This is a genomic window from Ralstonia sp. RRA, from assembly GCF_037023145.1.
Taxonomy (GTDB): Bacteria; Pseudomonadota; Gammaproteobacteria; order Burkholderiales; family Burkholderiaceae; genus Ralstonia.
The window spans coordinates 1,132,931-1,154,818 of the sequence record NZ_CP146091.1; the positions used below are offsets into that span (position 1 = coordinate 1,132,931).

The 21,888-nt window shown below is 61.3% G+C and carries 23 protein-coding genes and 1 tRNA gene; all 24 read left to right on the forward strand.

Going from position 1 to position 21,888, the window contains the following annotated elements; genetic code table 11:
* Positions 1 to 80 precede the first annotated feature (80 nt).
* The 24 genes from tpiA to V6657_RS05570 all read left to right on the forward strand — a co-directional run bounded on the left by tpiA (position 81) and on the right by V6657_RS05570 (position 21,634).
* Positions 81 to 827 carry a triose-phosphate isomerase gene (gene tpiA, locus V6657_RS05455; RefSeq protein ID WP_048932808.1) on the forward strand — a complete coding sequence of 249 codons (747 nt, stop codon included), beginning with the start codon at positions 81 to 83 and terminating at the stop codon, positions 825 to 827.
* Positions 828 to 892: 65 nt separating this feature from the next.
* Positions 893 to 1,252 (forward strand): preprotein translocase subunit SecG, encoded by a 360-nt coding sequence (secG, locus tag V6657_RS05460; protein ID WP_048932807.1) that lies wholly within the window; start codon positions 893 to 895, stop codon positions 1,250 to 1,252.
* A 180-nt stretch (positions 1,253 to 1,432) separates the two neighbouring features.
* Positions 1,433 to 1,517: transfer RNA gene (locus V6657_RS05465), tRNA-Leu, on the forward strand.
* 179 nt (positions 1,518 to 1,696) lie between these two features.
* On the forward strand, positions 1,697 to 2,056 hold the full coding sequence (locus V6657_RS05470; protein WP_048932806.1) for an NADH-quinone oxidoreductase subunit A: 360 nt from the start codon (positions 1,697 to 1,699) through the stop codon (positions 2,054 to 2,056).
* A gap of 6 nt (positions 2,057 to 2,062) precedes the next feature.
* Positions 2,063 to 2,545, forward strand: coding sequence for an NADH-quinone oxidoreductase subunit B (locus tag V6657_RS05475; RefSeq protein ID WP_003261929.1), 483 nt, complete (start codon positions 2,063 to 2,065; stop codon positions 2,543 to 2,545).
* 1 nt (position 2,546) lies between these two features.
* Positions 2,547 to 3,149, forward strand: coding sequence for an NADH-quinone oxidoreductase subunit C (locus V6657_RS05480; protein WP_048932805.1), 603 nt, complete (start codon positions 2,547 to 2,549; stop codon positions 3,147 to 3,149).
* A gap of 13 nt (positions 3,150 to 3,162) precedes the next feature.
* On the forward strand, positions 3,163 to 4,416 hold the full coding sequence (locus V6657_RS05485; protein WP_021194988.1) for an NADH-quinone oxidoreductase subunit D: 1,254 nt from the start codon (positions 3,163 to 3,165) through the stop codon (positions 4,414 to 4,416).
* A gap of 108 nt (positions 4,417 to 4,524) precedes the next feature.
* A complete protein-coding gene (gene nuoE / locus V6657_RS05490; RefSeq protein ID WP_039597864.1) occupies positions 4,525 to 5,028 on the forward strand; it encodes an NADH-quinone oxidoreductase subunit NuoE in 504 nt (167 codons plus the stop codon).
* Positions 5,029 to 6,324 (forward strand): NADH-quinone oxidoreductase subunit NuoF, encoded by a 1,296-nt coding sequence (nuoF, locus tag V6657_RS05495; protein WP_048932804.1) that lies wholly within the window; start codon positions 5,029 to 5,031, stop codon positions 6,322 to 6,324. It abuts the gene before it with no gap.
* Positions 6,325 to 6,336: 12 nt separating this feature from the next.
* Positions 6,337 to 8,688, forward strand: a complete 2,352-nt coding sequence (gene nuoG / locus V6657_RS05500; protein WP_048932803.1) for an NADH-quinone oxidoreductase subunit NuoG — start codon at positions 6,337 to 6,339, stop codon at positions 8,686 to 8,688.
* Between the two features lie 8 nt (positions 8,689 to 8,696).
* Positions 8,697 to 9,761 carry an NADH-quinone oxidoreductase subunit NuoH gene (gene nuoH / locus V6657_RS05505; protein WP_021194984.1) on the forward strand — a complete coding sequence of 355 codons (1,065 nt, stop codon included), beginning with the start codon at positions 8,697 to 8,699 and terminating at the stop codon, positions 9,759 to 9,761.
* Between the two features lie 20 nt (positions 9,762 to 9,781).
* Complete coding sequence (nuoI, locus tag V6657_RS05510) at positions 9,782 to 10,273, forward strand: NADH-quinone oxidoreductase subunit NuoI (RefSeq protein WP_003261939.1); 492 nt, start codon at positions 9,782 to 9,784, stop codon at positions 10,271 to 10,273.
* 146 nt (positions 10,274 to 10,419) lie between these two features.
* Entirely contained in the window at positions 10,420 to 11,052 is a 633-nt protein-coding gene (locus tag V6657_RS05515) for an NADH-quinone oxidoreductase subunit J (protein WP_048932802.1), read from the forward strand.
* Positions 11,053 to 11,069: 17 nt separating this feature from the next.
* Entirely contained in the window at positions 11,070 to 11,381 is a 312-nt protein-coding gene (gene nuoK, locus V6657_RS05520) for an NADH-quinone oxidoreductase subunit NuoK (protein ID WP_021194982.1), read from the forward strand.
* A 29-nt stretch (positions 11,382 to 11,410) separates the two neighbouring features.
* Positions 11,411 to 13,471 carry an NADH-quinone oxidoreductase subunit L gene (gene nuoL, locus V6657_RS05525; RefSeq protein WP_048932801.1) on the forward strand — a complete coding sequence of 687 codons (2,061 nt, stop codon included), beginning with the start codon at positions 11,411 to 11,413 and terminating at the stop codon, positions 13,469 to 13,471.
* Between the two features lie 12 nt (positions 13,472 to 13,483).
* Positions 13,484 to 14,950, forward strand: a complete 1,467-nt coding sequence (locus V6657_RS05530; RefSeq protein ID WP_048932800.1) for an NADH-quinone oxidoreductase subunit M — start codon at positions 13,484 to 13,486, stop codon at positions 14,948 to 14,950.
* A 16-nt stretch (positions 14,951 to 14,966) separates the two neighbouring features.
* Positions 14,967 to 16,442, forward strand: coding sequence for an NADH-quinone oxidoreductase subunit NuoN (nuoN, locus tag V6657_RS05535; RefSeq protein WP_048932799.1), 1,476 nt, complete (start codon positions 14,967 to 14,969; stop codon positions 16,440 to 16,442).
* 13 nt (positions 16,443 to 16,455) lie between these two features.
* Positions 16,456 to 16,761 (forward strand): DUF2818 family protein, encoded by a 306-nt coding sequence (locus V6657_RS05540; RefSeq protein WP_048932798.1) that lies wholly within the window; start codon positions 16,456 to 16,458, stop codon positions 16,759 to 16,761.
* Positions 16,762 to 16,806: 45 nt separating this feature from the next.
* Positions 16,807 to 17,427, forward strand: a complete 621-nt coding sequence (locus V6657_RS05545; protein ID WP_048932797.1) for an NUDIX hydrolase — start codon at positions 16,807 to 16,809, stop codon at positions 17,425 to 17,427.
* Positions 17,428 to 17,563: 136 nt separating this feature from the next.
* Positions 17,564 to 18,025: a DUF1178 family protein gene (locus V6657_RS05550; protein ID WP_048932796.1), complete on the forward strand. Its 462-nt coding sequence runs from the start codon at positions 17,564 to 17,566 to the stop codon at positions 18,023 to 18,025.
* A gap of 209 nt (positions 18,026 to 18,234) precedes the next feature.
* Positions 18,235 to 19,431, forward strand: a complete 1,197-nt coding sequence (locus V6657_RS05555; RefSeq protein ID WP_048932795.1) for an acyl-CoA dehydrogenase family protein — start codon at positions 18,235 to 18,237, stop codon at positions 19,429 to 19,431.
* 24 nt (positions 19,432 to 19,455) lie between these two features.
* Entirely contained in the window at positions 19,456 to 20,586 is a 1,131-nt protein-coding gene (locus tag V6657_RS05560) for an acyl-CoA dehydrogenase (protein ID WP_048932794.1), read from the forward strand.
* A 58-nt stretch (positions 20,587 to 20,644) separates the two neighbouring features.
* On the forward strand, positions 20,645 to 21,115 hold the full coding sequence (locus V6657_RS05565; protein ID WP_048932793.1) for a MaoC family dehydratase: 471 nt from the start codon (positions 20,645 to 20,647) through the stop codon (positions 21,113 to 21,115).
* Between the two features lie 39 nt (positions 21,116 to 21,154).
* A complete protein-coding gene (locus tag V6657_RS05570) occupies positions 21,155 to 21,634 on the forward strand; it encodes a MaoC family dehydratase (protein WP_048932792.1) in 480 nt (159 codons plus the stop codon).
* The last annotated feature ends 254 nt before the right edge of the window (positions 21,635 to 21,888 follow it).

The following is a 21,888-nucleotide window of genomic DNA, read 5'->3' on the forward strand; positions in this document are numbered from 1 at the left end:
AGGCGCCAAAATTGACCCCGTTTTTGCCGCCACGGTAGAATGCCGGGTTTATTTGACAGTCGACCGGGCGGAACAAGAACGTGAACGCAAGACCGAAGCTGGTGGTAGGCAACTGGAAGCTGCATGGCAGCCTGAACACCAATGCCGCGCTGCTTGAGCAGATCAAGGCCGCAGGCAAGACCAACGCCACGCTGGCAGTGTGTGCGCCGTTCCCGTATCTGGCCCAATGCCAGTCGCTGCTCGCGGGTTCAGCGGTGGGCTGGGGCGCGCAAGATGTGTCGGCTGAAACGCGCGGCGCGTTCACCGGTGAAGTGGCGGCATCGATGCTGTCGGAATTTGGCTGCGGCTACGCAATCGTCGGTCACTCGGAGCGTCGCACGTATCACGGTGAAACCGATGCGCAAGTGGCGATCAAGGCACTGCGCGCGCTGGAGCATGGCATCACCCCGATCGTCTGTGTGGGCGAAACGCTGGCACAACGTGAGGCGGGCGAAACCGAGCAAGTCGTGGGTCGCCAACTGGATGCGGTGCTGGAAGTGCTGTCGATCGAGCAACTGGGTCGCATCGTCGTGGCCTACGAGCCGGTCTGGGCGATCGGCACTGGCAAGACTGCAACCAGCGAGCAGGCGCAGGCCGTGCACGCTTTCCTGCGCGCACGCATTGCAGCCCGTGATGCGGGTGTGGCACAGCGTCTGCAGATTCTGTACGGCGGCAGCGTCAAGCCTGACAACGCGGGCGAGTTGTTTGCGATGGCGGACATCGATGGCGGCCTGATCGGCGGCGCATCGCTGAAGGCCGAAGATTTCCTGGCGATCGGTCGCGCTTGAGCGGGTGATCGAGGTTGCAGCATGCGGCGCATGTGCAACCGCAACATATTATTGAGAGAAACGAAATGGCAATTCTGAAGACTCTGCTGCTGGTGGCGCAAATCCTGAGCGCGCTTGGTGTGATCGGCCTAGTGCTGCTGCAGCACGGCAAGGGCGCTGATGTGGGTGCAGCCTTCGGCTCGGGCGCATCGGGCAGCCTGTTTGGCGCGACCGGTTCGGCCAACTTCCTGTCGCGCACGACGGCCGTGCTGGCCACCGTGTTCTTCGTGGCCACGCTGGCGCTGACGCTGATCGGTACCAGCAAGGGCAGCGTGTCGGCTGGCGTGATGGGTTCGGTGGCTCCGGTTGTGCCGGCGGCTTCGGCGCCTGCCGCATCGGCTCCGGTAGTTCCGGCCGCGGCTTCCTCGCCGGCTGTGCCGAAGTAATTTGATGTAACGATCGCGGGCGCGCTGTTGATTTTTTCCGGTGCGCCGCGAGCTATAAGATTTTTGTTTGTGCATTGAACAAAAGCTTCGCTTTGCGGTAGAATGTGAGGCTTGAAACAACACGGGAAACGGCAGCGGCGTTAAGCCTGATCTGCGTTCCTGATAGAGTTTCTTCCCCCAGCCGACGTGGTGAAATTGGTAGACACGCTATCTTGAGGGGGTAGTGGCGAAAGCTGTGCGAGTTCGAGTCTCGCCGTCGGCACCAATCAAATTCGGGGTCTGGCTAACGGGGCGTTCCACTCGGGAATGTTCTGTTTGGGCCCCATCCGCAAAACGACACGCAGTTGAAGTGTCGTGAGGCTGCGGACCCGGCGCCTTCGATGGGGCGACAAGGCGCCGCCTGCGGGCAGTGCTGTTGCAACCATTCAAAAAGGCGGGCGTCCCTTGAACCTCGAAGCCTATTTCCCCGTACTGTTGTTCATCGTCGTCGGTGTTGGCCTTGGCCTTGCGCTCATGACCATCGGCCGAATTCTCGGTCCGAACAATCCCGATCCTCAAAAGCTCTCGCCGTACGAGTGCGGCTTCGAAGCCTTCGAAGACGCGCGGATGAAGTTCGACGTGCGCTATTACCTCATCGCCATCCTGTTCATCCTGTTCGATCTGGAGACCGCGTTCCTCTTTCCGTGGGGTGTGGCGCTGCGTGACATCGGCTGGCCGGGGTTCTTCGCGATGGGTGTGTTTCTTCTCGAGTTTCTCGTGGGCTTCGTCTACATCTGGAAAAAAGGCGCGCTCGATTGGGAGTGATGTGAAATGGCGATCGAAGGCGTACTCAACGAAGGCTTTGTCACGACTACCGCTGACAAGCTGATCAACTGGACCCGCACCGGGTCGCTGTGGCCGATGACGTTCGGCCTGGCCTGCTGTGCCGTGGAGATGATGCACGCTGGTGCATCGCGTTATGACTTGGACCGCTTCGGTGTGGTGTTCCGCCCGTCGCCGCGTCAGTCCGACGTGATGATCGTTGCCGGCACGCTGTGCAACAAGATGGCGCCCGCTCTGCGCAAGGTGTACGACCAGATGGCCGAGCCGCGCTGGGTCATCTCGATGGGCTCGTGTGCCAACGGTGGCGGCTACTACCACTATTCGTACTCTGTCGTGCGCGGTTGCGACCGCATCGTGCCGGTCGACGTGTACGTGCCGGGTTGCCCGCCGACGGCTGAAGCGCTGATCTACGGCATCATCCAGCTGCAGGCCAAGATCCGTCGCACCAATACCATTGCGCGCAAGGGCTGACATGACCGAAAAGCTTGCCACCCTGAAGGCCGCGCTCGAGAAGACGCTGGGCAATCGTGTTCAAAGCTTGACCGAGTCGGTTGGCGAACTCACCCTCGTGGTGAAGGCTGCCGATTACCTCGACGTCATGCGTACGCTGCGCGATGAAGCATCGCTCAAGTTCGAGCAGTTGATGGACCTGTGCGGCGTTGACTATGCCGACTACGGCGATGGTGCCTGGAATGGTCCGCGCTTTGCTGCCGTGTCGCATCTGCTGTCGATCACGAACAACTGGCGCGTACGCGTGCGTGTGTTTGCGCCGGAAGATGATTTCCCGGTCGTGCCTTCGGTCGCCACCATCTGGAATTCCGCCGACTGGTTCGAGCGCGAAGCATTCGACCTGTACGGTCTGGTGTTCGAAGGCCATCCGGACCTGCGCCGCATCCTGACCGACTATGGCTTCATCGGCCACCCGTTCCGCAAGGACTTCCCGGTGTCGGGTTACGTTGAAATGCGTTATGACCCGGTGCAGCGTCGCGTGGTCTACCAGCCGGTGACCATCGAGCCGCGTGAGATTACGCCGCGTGTGATCCGCGAGGATCAGTACGGTGGTCTGAAGCACTGAAGGGCGCCCGATCATGGCAGATATCAAGAATTACACCCTGAACTTCGGCCCGCAACACCCGGCCGCGCACGGCGTGCTGCGCCTTGTGCTTGAGCTGGACGGCGAAGTCATTCAACGTGCTGATCCGCACATCGGCCTGCTGCATCGCGCGACTGAGAAGCTTGCCGAGCAGAAGACCTGGATCCAGAGCGTGCCGTACATGGACCGCCTCGACTACGTGTCGATGATGGTCAACGAGCACGCCTACGTGATGGCCATTGAGCGCCTGCTGGGCCTCGAAGTGCCGCTGCGTGCGCAGTACATCCGCGTCATGTTCGACGAGATCACGCGGATCATGAACCACCTGATGTGGATCGGCTCGCATGCGCTGGATGTGGGCGCCATGGCGGTGTTCCTGTACGCCTTCCGTGAGCGCGAAGACCTGTTTGACATGTATGAGGCGGTGTCGGGTGCGCGTATGCACGCGGCTTACTATCGTCCGGGCGGCGTCTACCGCGATCTGCCTGACACGATGCCGCAATACAAGGCATCCAAGGTGCGAAACGAGAAGGCCCTGGCCGCTCTGAACGAAACGCGTTCGGGTTCGCTGCTGGACTTCATCGAAGACTTCACCAACCGCTTCCCGAAGTACGTCGACGAGTACGAAACGCTGCTGACCGATAACCGGATCTGGAAGCAGCGTCTGGTCGGCATCGGCGTGGTGAGCCCGGAGCGTGCGCTCAACAAGGGTTTCTCCGGCGCCATGCTGCGCGGCTCAGGCATCGCCTGGGACGTGCGCAAGAAGCAGCCGTACGAAGTCTACGACCGCATCGATTTCGACATTCCGGTGGGTGTGAATGGCGATTGCTACGACCGTTATCTGGTACGCGTTGAAGAGATGCGCCAGAGCAATCGCATCATCCGCCAGTGCATCGAATGGCTGCGCAAGAACCCGGGTCCGGTGATCACCGATAACCACAAGGTGGCTCCGCCGTCGCGCGTCGAGATGAAGACGAACATGGAAGAGCTGATTCACCACTTCAAGCTCTTTACCGAAGGCATGCACGTGCCCGAGGGCGAGGCGTATGCCGCCGTCGAGCATCCGAAGGGTGAGTTCGGTATCTACGCGATCTCGGACGGTGCCAACAAGCCGTACCGGCTGAAGATCCGCGCGCCGGGCTTTGTGCACTTGGCGGCGCTCGACGAGATGGCCCGCGGCCACATGATCGCCGACGCTGTGACGATCATCGGTACGCAAGACATCGTGTTTGGCGAGATTGATCGCTAAGCCCGCAAAACATAACGGTTTGACGCGCAGGCAAGCGCGGCTGTGAAACGAGGACGCACGCCGGGGTACTTGTAGTTCGCCCCGCGTCCCGCACCAATCGCAACGAACATGCTATCAGCAGAAGCTCTCAAGGAAATCGACCGGGCGGTCGCGAAATATCCCGCCGACCAGAAACAGTCCGCCGTCATGGCGGCGCTGGCGGTCGCGCAGAGCGAGAAAGGCTGGGTCTCGCCCGAAGTCATGCAGTTCGTGGCCGAGTACCTCGACATGCCGCCGGTGTGGGTCGAGGAAGTGGCGACGTTCTACAACATGTACGACACCAAGCCGGTGGGCCGCTTCAAGCTGTCGGTGTGCACGAACCTGCCATGCGCGCTGTCGGGTGGCGAGCGCGCTGCCGACTACCTGAAGAAGAAGCTGGGCATTGGGTTCAACGAGACCACTGCCGACGGCAACTTCACGCTGAAGGAAGGCGAGTGCATGGGCGCGTGCGGTGACGCACCGGTCATGATCGTCAATAACACCAATATGTGCAGCTTCATGAGCAACGAGAAGCTCGACGCGCTGATCGCCGACCTCCAGGCGAAGGCCGCGACCAACGGAGCAGGCAAGTAAATGACCTCCCTGCACGATCGACACATCCAGCCGTTGATTCTCGCCGGCCTGAACGGCGACAACTGGCACCTTGAAGACTACGTCAAGCGCGGTGGCTATCAGCAACTCAAGCGCATCCTGACGGAAAAGATTTCTCCTGAACAAGTCATCGCCGACGTGAAGGCCTCGGGCCTGCGCGGCCGTGGTGGTGCGGGCTTCCCGACCGGCCTGAAGTGGAGCTTCATGCCGCGCCAGTTCCCAGGCCAGAAATATTTGGTCTGCAACACGGACGAGGGCGAGCCGGGCACGTTCAAGGACCGCGACATCATCCGCTACAACCCGCACGCGCTGATCGAAGGCATGGCCATCGGCGGCTACGCGATGGGTATCACCGTGGGCTACAACTACATCCACGGCGAGATCTGGAACGAGTACAAGATTTTCGAGCAGGCGCTGGAAGAGGCGCGTGCAGCCGGCTTCCTGGGTGACAACATCCTGGGCTCCGGTTTCAACTTCCAGCTGCATGCGCACCATGGCTATGGCGCGTACATCTGCGGCGAAGAAACTGCGCTGCTCGAGTCGCTGGAAGGTAAGAAGGGCCAGCCGCGCTTCAAGCCGCCGTTCCCGGCGAGCTTTGGCTTGTACGGCAAGCCGACGACGATCAACAACACTGAGACGTTTGCAGCAGTGCCGTTCCTGCTGTCGATCGGCCCAGACAATTACCTGAAGATGGGCAAGCCGAACAACGGCGGCTCGAAGATTTTCTCGGTGTCCGGTGACGTGGAGCGTCCGGGCAACTACGAGATTCCGCTGGGCACGCCGTTCTCCAAGCTCCTGGAGCTGGCTGGCGGCATGCGCGGCGGCAAGAAGCTGAAGGCAGTCATCCCGGGCGGCTCGTCGGCGCCGGTTGTGCCGGCCGACCTGATGATGGCCTCCGACATGGACTACGACTCGATCGCCAAGGCGGGTTCGATGCTGGGCTCGGGCGCCGTGATCGTGATGGACGAAACGCGCTGCATGGTGAAATCGCTGCTGCGCCTGTCGTACTTCTACTTCGAGGAATCGTGCGGCCAGTGCACGCCGTGCCGTGAAGGTACCGGCTGGCTGTATCGCGTGGTCGATCGCATCGAGCACGGCAAGGGCCGCCAGGAAGACCTGGACCTGCTCAACAACGTGGCCGAAAACATCATGGGCCGGACCATCTGCGCGCTCGGCGATGCCGCCGCGATGCCGGTCCGCGGCATGCTCAAGCACTTCTGGGATGAGTTCGCGTATCACGTCGAACACAAGCAGTGCATGGTGCCCACCTACATTTAAGCGTGGCAGAACATGGTTGAAATCGAAATCGATGGCAAGAAGGTCGAGGTTGCCGAAGGCAGCCTGGTGATGGAGGCGGCTCGCCAGGCGGGCACCTACATTCCTCACTTCTGCTATCACCGCAAACTGTCGGTCGCGGCCAACTGCCGGATGTGCCTGGTCGAGGTCGAGAAGGCGCCCAAGGCGCTGCCGGCCTGCGCTACGCCGGTCACCGCGGGCATGAAGGTCTTCACCAACTCCGAGAAGGCGGTGAAGGCGCAGAAGTCCGTGATGGAATTCCTGCTGATTAATCACCCGCTGGATTGCCCGATCTGCGATCAGGGCGGCGAGTGCCAACTGCAGGATCTGGCCGTCGGCTATGGCAAGTCCGAATCGCGCTACAAGGAAGAGAAGCGTGTGGTGTTCCACAAGAACGTGGGCCCGCTGATCTCCATGGAAGAGATGACGCGCTGCATCCACTGCACGCGCTGCGTCCGTTTTGGCCAGGAAGTGGCCGGCGTGATGGAACTGGGCATGCTCAACCGCGGTGAGCATTCCGAAATCACCACGTTCGTCGGTCAGACCGTTGACTCCGAGCTGTCGGGCAACATGATCGACCTCTGCCCGGTCGGCGCGCTCACCAGCAAGCCGTTCCGTTACTCGGCCCGTACGTGGGAACTGGCACGCCGTAAGTCGGTGTCGCCGCACGACGGCCTGGGCGCCAACGTGATCGTCCAGACGAAGAACCAGCGCGTGATGCGCGTGCTGCCGCTGGACAACGAAGCGATCAATGAATGCTGGCTGTCCGACAAGGACCGCTTCGCATACGAAGGCGTGAACAGCGACGACCGCCTGACCCAGCCGATGCTCAAGCAAGGTGGCCAGTGGAAGGCCGTCGACTGGACCACGGCGCTGGAATACGTTGCCAACGGCGTGAACGAGATCAAGCGTGACCACGGTGCCGAGCAGATCGGTGCCCTGGCCAGCCCGCACAGCACGCTGGAAGAACTGTTCCTGCTGCAAAAGCTGGTGCGCGGCATCGGCAGCGACAACGTCGACTTCCGTCTGCGTCAGTCCGATTTCTCGGTCAAGCCGACGGGTGCGCCGTGGCTGGGTATGCCGATCGCCGATGTGTCGCTGTTGCAGCGCACGCTGGTGGTGGGCGCGTTCCTGCGCAAGGATCATCCGCTGCTGGCCGCACGTCTGCGTCAGGCCGGCAAGAAGGGCTCGCAGCTGAATGTGATCGGCGCTGGCGGTGAAGACCTGCTGATGCCTGCCACGCAACTGCTGGGTGCGCCGTCGCAATGGCTGTCACTCCTGTCGCAAGTGGCGGTGGCGGTTGCTGTCGCTAAGAACATTGAGCGTCCGAATGGTACCGATGGCGTTGAAGCAGGTGACGTTGCCAAGCGCATCGCCGAAAGCCTGGCTTCGGGTGAGCGCAAGGCTGTGTTCCTCGGCAACGCCGCTGTGGCACACCCGCAATTCTCGCAACTGCACGCGCTGGCCCAGTGGGTTGCGCAGCAGACCGGCGCCACGCTGGGCTTCCTGACGGAAGCAGCCAACACCGTCGGTGGTTACATTGCCGGCGCGCTGCCGCAAAGCAATGGCCTGGACGCTGCCGCCATGCTGGCACAGCCGCGCCGCGCCTACGTGCTGCTGGGCGCCGAGCCGGAATTCGATACGGCCAACCCGACGCAGGCACGTGCCGCGCTGGATCAGGCTGACACCGTGATTGTGCTGGCATCGTTCGCTTCGCGTGCTGCGCTGGAATACGCGGATGTGCTGCTGCCGACCGCGCCGTTTACCGAAACCTCGGGCACCTTCGTCAACTGCGAAGGCCTGCCGCAGAGCTTCAGCGGTGTCGTGCGTAGCCTGGGCGATTCGCGTCCGGCCTGGAAGGTGCTGCGCGTGCTGGGCAACCTGCTGAACCTGTCGGGCTTCGATTACGACACCTCGGAAGTCGTGCGTAACGACGTGCTGGCCAAGCCGGTGACCGATCGTCTGTCGAATGCGACGACGGCACAAACCGCTGCTCCGGCCGCTGCTGCTGCCGGCATCGAGCGTCTGGCCGATGTGCCCATCTATCACGCTGATCCGATCGTGCGTCGCGCTGGTTCGCTGCAACTGACGGCCGCTGCTCGTGCTGCGGTTCGCGCGGGTCTGCCGGCCGATCTGTTTGCACAACTGGGTCTGGCCAACGGCGATGCTGTTCGCGTGACCCAAGGGCAGGGTAGCGTGGTGCTGCCGGCGGTGCTGGACAAGTCACTGGCGTCCGGCGTGATCCGTGTGCCGGCCGCTACTGAGGCATCGGCCCAACTGGGTGCGATGTTCGGCGCGGTGAGCGTTGAAAAGGTTGAATCGTCCGCGCTGGCGGCTACGGTGTAAGGGTCAACATGATCGAGTCGATTACTTCTTTCGGCACGGCGACTTTCGGCGGCTGGTGGCCGCTGATCTGGACGCTGGTGCGTGCGGTCTGCATCATCCTGCCGCTGCTGCTGTGCGTGGCTTATCTGATCCTGTGGGAGCGCAAGCTGATCGGTTGGATGCACGTGCGTCTGGGCCCGAACCGCGTGGGCCCGATGGGCCTGCTGCAGCCGATCGCCGACGTGCTCAAGCTCCTGCTCAAGGAAGTCATGGTGCCGAGCCAGGTCAGCCGTGGCCTGTACATCATTGCGCCGCTGATGGTGCTGATGCCGGCTGTGGCGATCTGGGCGGTGGTGCCGTTCCAGGCCGAAGCTGTGGTGTCGAACATCAACGCCGGTCTGCTGTATGTGATGGCGATCAGCTCGGTGGGTGTGTACGGCGTGATCCTGGCCGGCTGGGCTTCGAACTCCAAGTACGCGTTCTTGGGTGCGATGCGCGCTTCGGCTCAGATGATTTCGTACGAAATCGCCATGGGCTTCGCGCTCGTGACGGTGCTGATGGTGACGGGCAGCCTGAACCTGTCGGACATCGTCAACTCGCAGAACCGCGGCTTCTTTGCAGACCACGGTGTGAACATCCTGTCGTGGAACTGGCTGTCGCTGCTGCCGATGTTCGGCGTGTACTTCATCTCGGGCGTGGCGGAAACCAACCGTCACCCGTTTGACGTGGTGGAAGGCGAGTCGGAAATCGTGGCCGGCCACATGATCGAGTACTCGGGCATGGCGTTCGCGCTGTTCTTCTTGGCCGAGTACATCAACATGATCGTCATCTCTGCGATGACGGCAACCATGTTCCTGGGTGGCTGGGCGCCGCCGATCGATGCACCGGTGTTCAACTGGATTCCGGGCTTCTTCTGGCTGCTGATCAAGGTTTTCCTGCTGCTGTCGGTCTTCATCTGGCTGCGCGCATCGTTCCCGCGTTATCGCTATGACCAGATCATGCGCCTGGGCTGGAAGATCTTTATTCCGCTCACCGTGGGTTGGCTGATCATCGTTGCCATCTGGCTGGTGTCGCCGTGGAACATCTGGAAGTAACGGGACAATAGGAAGGCACCATGTTGCTTGCCATCAAGGAATTCTTTAACAGCCTGCTCCTGAAGGAACTCTTCAAGGGCTTGGCGTTGACCGGGCGCTATCTGTTTGCGCGCAAGATCACTGTGCTCTTCCCGGAAGAGAAGACGCCGCTGTCACCGCGTTTCCGCGGTCTGCACGCGCTGCGTCGCTATCCGAACGGGGAAGAGCGCTGCATCGCATGCAAGCTGTGCGAAGCCGTGTGCCCGGCCCTGGCCATCACGATCGAGTCGGATCAGCGTGACGACGGCACCCGTCGCACCACGCGCTACGACATCGACCTGACCAAGTGCATTTTCTGCGGCTTCTGCGAAGAAGCTTGCCCGGTGGATGCCATCGTCGAGACGCACATCCTGGAATACCACGGTGAGAAGCGCGGCGACCTGTACTTCACCAAGGACATGCTGCTAGCCGTGGGCGACCGTTTCGAGCCGGAAATCGCGGCGAACAAGGCTGCTGACGCGAAGTACCGCTGATTCAAGACACTCGCCGTGCGAGCGGTGAGTGGCGCAGTTGAAATTCCGGAAGGACAACGGCTCCTCGTGAGCCAACCAGCTACGGCGGCATCATGCCGCCGCGGCTTTGGACAAGCGCGTGCCGCAAAACGGCCCGCGCCAGGATCATGGAAATCACGACGATCATCTTCTACTGTTTCGCGCTGGTGCTGGTGCTCTCAGCGCTGAAGGTCATCACCGCGAAGAACCCGGTGCACGCGGCGCTGTTCCTCGTGCTGTCGTTCTTCACCGCAGCGGCGATCTGGATGCTGCTCAAGGCGGAATTCCTCGCCATCACGCTGGTGCTGGTCTATGTGGGGGCAGTGATGGTGCTGTTCCTGTTCGTGGTGATGATGATCGATATCGACATCGAGCACTTGCGACGAGACTTCTGGACGTACGTGCCGCTGGCGGCGTTCGTGGGCGTGGTCATCATCCTGGAAATGGCCGTCGTGCTGACCAAGACCTTCATGGGGCGCGTACAGCCTGTGCAGGAATTGCCCAAGGGCTTCAACGGCCCGAATACGCAGGCGCTCGGCAAGCTGATCTACACCGATTACATCTACGCCTTCGAAGTTGCGGGCATTGTGCTGCTGCTGGCGATTGTCGCTGCCGTGGCGCTGACGGCCCGTCGCCGTAAGGACGCCAAGACCCAGAAGGTGGCCGATCAGCTTCGTGTGCAGCGCAAGGACCGTGTGCGCCTGGTTTCGATGCCGGCCGAAAAGGCAGCAGGCGCAGCTTCGGCTGATTCCAACAGCTGAGCCCCGGGAGTATCCATATGTCTTCGCTATCCCTTGCCCATTACCTCGTGCTCGGCGCGGTGCTGTTTGCCATCAGCATCGTCGGCATCTTCCTGAACCGTAAGAACGTCATCGTGCTGCTGATGGCAATCGAACTGATGCTGCTTGCGGTCAATATGAACTTCGTCGCGTTTTCCCATTACCTGGGTGACCTGGCGGGGCAGGTGTTCGTGTTTTTCATCCTGACGGTGGCCGCGGCGGAATCCGCGATTGGTCTCGCCATCCTGGTGGTGCTGTTCCGTAACCTGGACACCATCAACGTTGACGATCTGGACAGCCTCAAGGGCTGATCGGCGTATCCACTGATAAGAAGCTCCTAATGGCTACTACGCTCAATCCCAACCTGCTGCTGGCGATCCCGCTTGCGCCGCTGGCCGGCTCAGCGATCGCCGGGCTGTTCGGCACGAAGTTCTTCGGCGAGAAGATCGGCCGCAAGACGTCCCACAGCGTCACCATCCTCGGTGTGGCAATCGCCTTCATCCTGTCGGTGTCGGTGCTGCTCGACGTCATCAACGGCGCTGGCTATAACGCGACCGTCTACGAATGGATGACGGTCGGCTCGCTGAAGATGGAAGTCGGCTTCCTCATCGATTCGCTCACCGCGATGATGATGTGCGTGGTGACCTTCGTCTCGCTGATGGTGCACATCTACACCATCGGCTACATGGCGGAAGACGACGGCTACAACCGTTTCTTCGCCTACATCTCGCTGTTCACCTTCTCGATGTTGATGCTCGTGATGAGCAACAACTTCCTGCAGCTGTTCTTCGGCTGGGAAGCGGTGGGCCTGGTGTCGTACCTGCTGATCGGTTTCTGGTTCAAGCGCCCGACGGCTATCTACGCCAACATGAAGGCGTTCCTGGTCAACCGCGTGGGTGACTTCGGCTTCGTGCTCGGCATCGGCCTGCTGCTGGCCTACAGCGGTAGCCTGAGTTATGCGGATGTGTTTGCCGCCCGCGACAACCTGGCGACGATCGGTTTCCCGGGCACCGACTGGCACATGCTGACGGTCGCCTGCATCTGCCTGTTCATCGGCGCGATGGGTAAGTCGGCACAGTTCCCGCTGCACGTGTGGCTGCCGGATTCGATGGAAGGTCCGACCCCGATTTCCGCACTGATCCACGCGGCCACCATGGTGACCGCCGGTATCTTCATGGTTGCGCGCATGTCGCCGCTGTTCGAACTGTCGGACGCCGCGCTGTCGTTCGTGCTGGTCATCGGGGCGATCACCGCGCTGTTCATGGGTTTCCTGGGCATCATCCAGACCGACATCAAGCGCGTGGTGGCGTACTCGACGCTGTCGCAGCTCGGTTATATGACGGTGGCGCTAGGTGCCTCGGCGTACCAAGTGGCCGTGTTCCACCTGATGACGCACGCATTCTTCAAGGCGTTGCTGTTCCTCGGTGCGGGCTCGGTCATCATCGGCATGCACCACGATCAGGACATGCGCAACATGGGCGGTCTGCGCAAGTACATGCCGATCACGTGGCTGACGTCGCTGGTGGGTTCGCTGGCGCTGATCGGTACGCCATTCTTCTCGGGTTTCTACTCGAAGGATTCGATCATCGAAGCGGTGGCGGAATCGCATCTGCCGGGCGCTCAGTTTGCTTACTGGGCCGTGTTGGGTGGCGTGTTCGTGACGGCGTTCTACTCGTTCCGCATGTACTTCCTGGTGTTCCACGGTGAAGAGCGCTTTGGCAAGGAACACACGCACCACGAAGGCAACCATCACGACGAAGAAGAGACCGCTGACCATCATCACGGTCTGGCCCCAGGCCAGAAGCCGCACGAGTCGCCGTGGGTGGTGACGCTGCCGCTGGTGTTGCTGGCCATTCCGTCGGTAGTGATCGGCGCCTGGGCCATCCAGCCGATGTTGTTCGGCGAGTTCTTCAAGCATGGCGTGGCATTCGCACAGGTGATCTTCAACGGCGAGAACCACGAGGCCATGAAGGTGCTGGGCGAAGACTTCCACGGTTGGGTTGAGATGGCGGTGCACGGCTTTACCTCGGTGCCGTTCATCCTGTTGGTGTCGGGTGTGGTGCTGTCGTGGTTCTTCTACCTGAAGCGCCCGGACATTCCGGCTGCGATTGCCAAGCGTTTCTCCGGCCTCTATAAGCTGCTGGACAACAAGTACTACATGGACAAGATCAACGAGATCGTCTTCGCCAACGGTGCGGTCAAGTTTGGCCGTGGCCTGTGGAAGGGTGGCGATCAGGGCGTGATCGACGGCGTGGTCGTGAACGGCAGCGCGCGTCTGGTGGGTTGGTTCGCGAGCGTCGTGCGCCTGCTCCAGTCCGGCTACATCTATGACTATGCGTTCGCGATGATTGTCGGCACGGTTGGCCTGCTGACGTACTTCGTGTTCCTGGCGGGCAAATAAGGGATAACAAAAATGGTTCTGTCTTTTGCGATCTGGCTGCCGATCTTCTTCGGCGTGCTGGTGCTGGCCTCGGGCTCAGACCGCAATCCCGGTTATGTCCGCTGGATGTCGCTGATCGGCTCGCTGATCAGCTTTGTGATCACGCTGCCTTTGATCACGCGTTTCGATAAGGCGACTGCCGCGATGCAGTTCGTCGAGAAGTCGAGCTGGATCGAGCGCTTCCACATCAACTACTACCTGGGTGTCGACGGCATCTCGATGTGGTTCGTGGTGCTGACCGCGTTCATCACGGTGATTGTGGTGATCGCAGCCTGGGAAGTGATTACCGAACGCGTCGCGCAGTACATGGCCGCGTTCCTGATCCTGTCGGGTCTGATGATCGGCGTGTTCGCTTCGCTCGACGGCATGCTGTTCTATGTGTTCTTCGAAGCCACGCTGATCCCGATGTACATCATCATCGGCGTGTGGGGCGGCCCGAACCGCGTGTACGCAGCGTTCAAGTTCTTCCTGTACACGCTGCTGGGCTCGCTGCTGACGCTGGTTGCGCTGCTGTACCTGTACTTCCACAGCGGTACGTTCGAGATCCTGCAGTGGCATCAGGTCAAGCTGTCGATGAACGAGCAGATCCTGATCTTCATCGCGTTCTTCATGGCCTTTGCCGTGAAGGTGCCGATGTGGCCGGTGCACACCTGGCTGCCGGACGCCCACGTGGAAGCGCCGACCGGCGGTTCCGTGGTGCTGGCTGCCATCATGCTGAAGCTCGGCGCCTACGGTTTCCTGCGGTTCTCGCTGCCGATCGCGCCGGACGCGAGCCACAACCTGTCCGCGTTCATTATCGCGATCTCGTTGATCGCCGTGATCTACATCGGCCTGGTCGCACTGGTGCAGGCCGACATGAAGAAGCTGGTCGCGTATTCATCGATCGCGCACATGGGCTTCGTCACGCTGGGCTTCTTCATCTTCAACGAGATCGGTATCGAGGGCGGTATCGTCCAGATGATCTCGCACGGTTTCATCTCGGGCGCAATGTTCCTGTGTATCGGTGTGCTGTATGACCGTGTGCACTCGCGCCAGATCGCCGATTACGGCGGTGTGGTGAACACGATGCCGAAGTTCGCCGCGCTGTCTGTGTTCTTTGCGATGGCCAACTGCGGTCTGCCGGCCACCTCGGGCTTCGTCGGCGAATTCATGGTGATTCTGGGTTCGGTCAAGTACAACTTCTGGATCGGCCTGCTCGCGGCTACCGCGCTGATCTTCGGCGCAGCGTATTCGCTGTGGATGGTCAAACGCGTGATCTTCGGCGACGTGACGCACAAGCACGTGGCAGAACTGAAAGACCTGAACTGCCGTGAATTCTTCATGCTCGGCGTGCTGGCGATCGCAACGCTTTACATGGGCCTGTATCCGAAGCCCTTTACCGATGTCATGCATGCGTCCGTGGTGAATCTCCTCACCCACGTGGCTCAGAGCAAGCTGTAAGCGGGGAGAAGAAACCATGCAATTGTCCTCATCCATGGCGGCTATCGCCCCGATCATCTTCCTCGCGCTCGGCATCGGTGCCGTCAACTGGATCGACCTGGCGCGCGGTCAGAATCGCAGCAGCGTTGCCTATCCGGTGGCGTTGACGATCACGCTGGTGCTGACCGTTTGGTTTGCCATCAATGCGGCGGCCGGTGAAACGCACTACGTGTTCAGCAACCTGGCCGTGATCGACCCGATGGCCAACGTGCTGTGCTCCGTGGCAGCACTGGCGGTGTTCGTGACGCTGGTCTACACGCGCAAGTACCTGGCCGATCGCGACATGTACAACGGCGAGTTCTACATGTTCGCGCTGTTCACGCTTGGCGGTCAGGTGGTGATGATCACTGGCAACAACTTCCTGACGCTGTATCTGGGCCTGGAACTGCTGTCGCTCGCTTCGTACACGCTGGTGGCGTTACGCCGCGGCGCGAATGTCTCGTCGGAATCGGCGATGAAGTACTTCATCCTCGGCGCACTGGCGTCGGGTCTGCTGTTGTACGGCATGTCGATGATCTACGGTGCGACCGGCTCGCTGGACCTGGGCGAAGTGTTCCGCCAGATCAATACTGGCAACATCAACAAGACAATTCTGGTGTTCGGCGTGGTGTTCCTGGTAGCTGGCTTGGCCTTCAAGCTGGGCGTGGCACCGTTCCACATGTGGGTGCCCGACGTGTATCAGGGTTCGCCGACGGCCGTGACGCTGCTGATCGCCGGTGCGCCGAAGCTGGCTGCATTTGCCATGACGCTGCGCATCCTGGTCGAAGGCTTGCTGCCGCTGGCGTTCGACTGGCAGAACATGCTGATCGTGCTGGCTGTGCTTTCGCTGGCCATCGGTAACATCACCGGCGTAGTGCAGACGAATTTCAAGCGCCTGTTGGGGTATTCGACGGTCTCGCACATGGGCTTTCTGCTGCTGGGTCTGCTGTCGGGCGTGAGTGCCGGCAAGCCGGACCTGACGGCCCAGGCTTATAGCGCGTCGATGTTCTACGCCGTGACCTACGTGCTGACCACGCTGGGCGCCTTCGGCATCATCCTGCTGCTGTCGCGCAAGGGCTATGAGGCAGAAGACATTGCTGACCTGAAGGGCTTGTCGAAGAAGAGCCCGTGGTTTGCGCTGCTGACGCTGTTCATGATGATGTCGCTGGCAGGTCTGCCGCCGACGGTCGGCTTCTACGCCAAGCTGTCGGTGCTGGGTGCGGTGGTCGATGCTGGTATGTCGTGGCTGGCCATCGTGGCAGTGCTGTTCTCGCTGGTGGGCGCGTTCTACTACCTGCGCGTCATCAAGGTCATGTACTTTGATGCGCCGACAGATGAGGGTCCGGTGGAAGCCACCTTCGGCCTGCGTTCGGTACTGTCGGTCAACGGTCTGCTGGTGCTGCTGCTGGGCATCTTCCCGGCCAGCCTGATGGCTCTGTGCTACCAGGCAATCCGCCTGACGCTGGCTTCGTAATCGGGCGCATGCAATGAACGCATCGACGGGCGGCTTGTTTGTCATCGTGTTGGCACTGATCTGTGCCAACCTGCCGTTCGTCAATCAACGCGTGCTGGCCTTGGTGCCGGCACGCTGGCCGCGCAAGCCATTCTGGCTGCGAGGCACCGAGCTGATCGCCATGTATGCTGTGGTGGGGTTGATCGGCTTCGGCATTGAATCGAGCCAGGGTAATGCCTTCCCGCAAGGCTGGCAGTTCTACGCAATCACCGCTTGCCTGATGCTGGTGTTCGCGTTTCCCGGCTTTACGTGGCAATACCTGGTTCGCCACTCCCGTTGATCACCCGCCGGGCAGGCACCCGCTGTCTCGGCATGAGAGAGCGCCATGTCCGATACCAATCCCGCATCCACGATCCCCGCATCTGCAGACACGGCGTCTGACCCGGATGCCGGCCTGCGCGAGACCCAGGTCGCATCGGCCTTGATGCATCAGGGTAAGTTCCTCACGCTCAAGCAGGACATCGTCCGCCTGCCGGACGGCCGCAATGCCAGCCGCGAATACCTGATCCACCCAGGTGCGGTCATGATGATCCCGCTGTTTGACGACGGTACCGTGCTGATGGAGCGTCAGTTCCGCTATCCCGTAGGCAAGGTGATGATCGAATTCCCCGCTGGCAAGCTTGACCCGCAAGAGGGGGCGCTGGCGTGCGGCAAGCGCGAGCTGGTTGAAGAAACCGGCTACACGGCTGAGCGCTGGGATTACCTCACACGCATCCATCCGGTCATCTCGTATTCCACCGAGTTCATCGACATCTATCTCGCGCGCGATCTCGCGCAGGGCGAGGCGATGCTCGACGAAGGTGAATTCCTTGAGACCTTCATCACGCCCGCAGGCCAGTTGATCGACTGGGTGCGTGCAGGCAAGATTTCCGACGTGAAGACCATCATCGGCACGTTCTGGCTCGAGAAGATTCTGTCGGGCGCATGGACGCCGGGTGCTGCCTGAGCCTCTTGCGTAGCCGTCTGATCACGCCTTTTTCCTGTCGTTGTTACCATAGCGAACGGTCGTGCGAAAAAATTAGCACGACCGTTCACAAATTTTCGAATCGGGGATACACTCATCCCCATGCGCTGGACCGATCATGAAAGTGCTGGACCTCCGTTGTACCAATGACCACCGCTTCGAAGGCTGGTTCGGCTCCGATGCCGACCTGCAATCGCAGCAAGAGCGCGGGCTGTTGACGTGCCCGGTTTGCGGTCACAACGAGGTTGAGCGCTTGCCGAGTGCGCCGCGCCTGAATCTGTCGTCCTCACGTGCGGAGAGCGCCCAGAAAGGCGGCACCGCCAAGACAGCAGAAGGCGAGGGTGGTGCGCCCGCAGCCTTGAAACAGCTCTACCTGAAAGCCGTGCGCCATGTCCTGGCCAACACTGAGGACGTTGGCGACCGGTTCGCAGAAGAGGCGCGTCGCATGCACTACGACGAGGCGCCGGAGCGGGGCATTCGCGGGACGACGTCTCGGGAGGAAGCGCAGGAACTGGCAGAGGAAGGCATCGAGGTGATGCCGCTGCTGGTGCCCGATGCGCTCAAGCAGCCCGTGCACTAGTCGCCTCGATTCCTGAGCCTGCTTACGATCCGTAGCGAGCGACCCGAGGTTGGTCTGAGAAGCGCAGTCGTACAAGTGTACGGCGAGCATCGCAAGACCAAGATCGGGGCGCGCAGTAGGATCGTGAGTAGGCTCGCAGGTCCGCGCCGGTCCGACAGAATGTGCTCCGCCGATTTGCCACGGTGGAGCGCCAACCACAGGAGACAGGCATGGATCTGAACTACTCGGCGGCCGATGATGCGTTCCGCCAGGAAGTCCGCGGCTGGCTGCAAGCCAATCTGCCCAAGGACATTCAAGACAAGGTGCTGAACCACCGCCGCCTGAACCGCGAAGATTTCGTTCGCTGGCACAAGGCACTGGCGGGCAAGGGCTGGTCGGTACCGCACTGGCCGGTCGAGTGGGGCGGTACCGGCTGGTCCCCCATCCAAAAGCACATCTGGGACGAAGAGTGCGCGCAGATTGGCGCGCCTGGCGTGCTGCCGTTCGGCGTCAGCATGGTCGCGCCCGTGATCATGAAGTACGGTAACGAAGCGCAGAAGCGCTACTTCCTGCCGCGCATTGTCGATTGCACCGACTGGTGGTGCCAGGGCTACTCCGAGCCGGGTTCGGGCTCCGATCTCGCCTCGGTCAAGACCCGCGCCGTGCGCGAAGGCGATCACTACATCGTCAACGGCCAGAAGACCTGGACCACGCTCGGCCAGCACGCCGACATGATCTTCTGCCTGGTCCGTACCGACCCGGATGCCAAGAAACAAGAAGGCATCTCGTTCCTGCTGATCGACATGAAGACGCCGGGCATTACCGTGCGCCCGATCATCATGCTGGACGAAGAGCATGAAGTGAACGAGGTGTTCTTCGACAACGTGAAGGTGCCGGTCGACAACCTCATCGGCGAGGAAAACCGTGGCTGGACGTACGCCAAGTACCTGCTCGGCCACGAGCGCACCGGCATTGCACGCGTCGGGCACTCGAAGCGCGAGCTGGCGTTCCTCAAGCGCGTCGCCTTGCAACATCAGAAGAATGGCAAGCCGCTGCTGCAGGATCCGGTGTTCGCCGCCAAGGTGGCATCGCTGGAAATTGAGTTGATGGCGTTGGAGATCACCGTGCTGCGCGTGGTGTCGAGCGAGAACGCCGGCAAGGGCCCCGGCCCCGAGGCGTCGCTGCTCAAGATCAAGGGCACGCAGATTCAACAGATGCTGACCGAGCTGATGGTCGAGGCGGTTGGCCCGTACGCTCAGCCGTTCGACCCGAGCTATCTGGAAGGCGAACACCAGCAGGCTGTGACCGGCGACAACGATGCAGCACCGCTCGCACCGTACTACTTCAACTATCGCAAGACCTCCATCTACGGCGGGTCGAACGAGATCCAGCGCAACATCATCTCGCAGATGATCCTCGGCGTCTGATTAGAACGGATAACGGAGACAACCATGGATTTCTCGTTCACCGACGAACAGAAGCAACTGGCCGATGCAGTGCGCCGCTTTGTTGATAAGGACTACGGTTTCGAGGCGCGCAACAAGATCGTGTACTCGCCGGAGGGCGTGTCGCAGAGCGCGTGGGATAGCATCGCCGAACTGGGCCTGACCGCGCTGCCGGTGCCGGAAGCGCAAGGCGGTTTCGACGGCCGTGCGATGGACCTGCTGGTGGTGATGCAGCAGCTGGGCCGCGGCCTGGTGGTGGAGCCGTATCAGGCCACCGTGCTTGGTACGCAGGCGCTGAAGCTGGCCGGCGGTCAGGATGCGCTGCTGGAGCAGGTGGCCGGCGGCGCCGTCAAGCTGGCGGTTGCCTTCAGCGAGCGCCAATCGCGCTACGAACTTTTCAACATCACCACGCGGGCTGCGCAGCAGGGCAGCGGCTGGACGATCACCGGCGAGAAGGCCGTGGTCGTGCATGGCGCACAGGCCGACAAGCTGATCGTCTCCGCGCGTACGGGTGGTGAGGCACGCGATACCGCTGGCCTGTCGCTGTTTGTGGTCGACCGCGATGCCGCAGGCGTAACGGTCAAGGACTACCGCACCATCGACAACCTGCACGCAGCCGACATCCGCTTCGACAACGCACCCGCCACGCTGCTGGGCAAGGCTGGCGACGCATGGGAAACCATCGATGCGGTGGCCGACCTGGGTTGCGTGCTGCTCTGCGCCGAGGCCGTCGGCCTGATCGACGCGCTGAACGCCGCCACGCTGGAATACACGAAGACGCGTCAGCAGTTTGGCGTGCCCATCGCGCGTTTCCAGGCACTGCAGCATCGCATGGTCGACATGTTCATCCATGCCGAGCAGGCGCGTTCGATCACGTATCTGGCCGCTGCGCATTTTGAGGACGGCGATGTCGAAGCACGCCGTCGCTACGTGTCGGCTGCCAAGGCACGCGTTGGCCAGGCTGCACGTGACGTTGGCCAGGAAGCCGTGCAGTTGCACGGTGGCATGGGCGTGACGAACGAACTGCCGGCCGCACACATGTTCAAGCGGCTGACGATGATCAACACGACGCTCGGCGACGTGGACCATCACCTGGCACGCTTCGCATCGCTGCCGGGCTTCCAGCAAGGAGCGTAACGACATCCTTCAGCGCCCCGTGTTCTCACGGGGCGTTGTCATTTTGAGGAGAGACGACATGGCAGAAGCAACGCTACCGTACCAGTTCTACTTCGATGACTTTGAAGTGGGGCGTACGCTGCAGATGGGCACCTACACCGTCACTGAAGAAGAGATTCTGACCTTCGCGCGGCAGTACGATCCGCAGCCGTTCCACATCGATGCGGAGGCCGCCAAGCACAGCATCTACGGCGGCATCATCTCCAGCGGCTGGATGACTTGCTCGATCATGATGCGGTTGATGGTGACGGGCTTTCTTGGCAAGGCAGCCAGCATGGGCTCGCCGGGCGTGGACGAAATCCGCTGGATGAAGCCCGTGTATCCGGGCGACACGCTGTCGGTGTCGAGCACGTGCATGGAGATCAAACCGTCGCAGTCGAAGCCGGATCGCGGCGTGGCGATCAACCGCTGGGAAGCACACAACCAGCGCGGCGAGCTGGTCTGCACGGTAACGGGCATGGGCCTGTTCGGGCGACGTCCTGCCGCCTGATTGGAATCGCCATCACACAACAACAAGGAGACAACCCAGATGCGCATCATTGAATCGCTCGACGAGCTGCAAGGATTGATTGGTCAGGAAGTCGCGGTGAGCGATTGGACCGAGATCACACAGCAGCAGGTCAATCTGTTTGCCGAGGCGACGGGCGATCACCAGTGGATTCATGTGGATGTGGAGCGTGCCAAGCGCGAGTCGCCGTTTGGGGCACCGGTGGCGCACGGCTTCCTGACGCTTTCGCTGCTGCCGATGCTGATGGCGAATGCGATCAGCATGCCGGACGTGAAGATGGGCGTGAACTACGGCCTGAACAAGGTCCGCTTTACAGCGCCGGTGCCGGTGGGCAGCCGCGTGCGCGCGCGCGTAACGCTGCTGGAGATGGAAGTGCTGCCACCGTTGCCGAATGCCCTCGCGTTGGCCGGTGCGCAACTGACCTGGGCGGTGACCATCGAACGCGAAGGGCAGGAGCGCCCGGTTTGCGTGGCGGAATCGATCTCGCGACGCTATTCCTGAGCGACTTTTCCATCTGTCTGAAGGGGCCGGCGCAATGCCGGCCTTTTGTTTTTCTTGCTGCGATCTTCTTGCGTTTGGCTGGTTTTGTGCTTGTCTGCGCGTGCCCCATGCGTGCGCATCACCCGAGACCAATGCGCGCAACTGGCGCGGATTTGGCACCGTTTTGGCGCGGATTTCCCATCCGATGAGCGAAAAGTGATGGCACGGTAGTTGCACTTTTGGCTCCCGGGAGTCGTTCTCTCCACCAATAGACC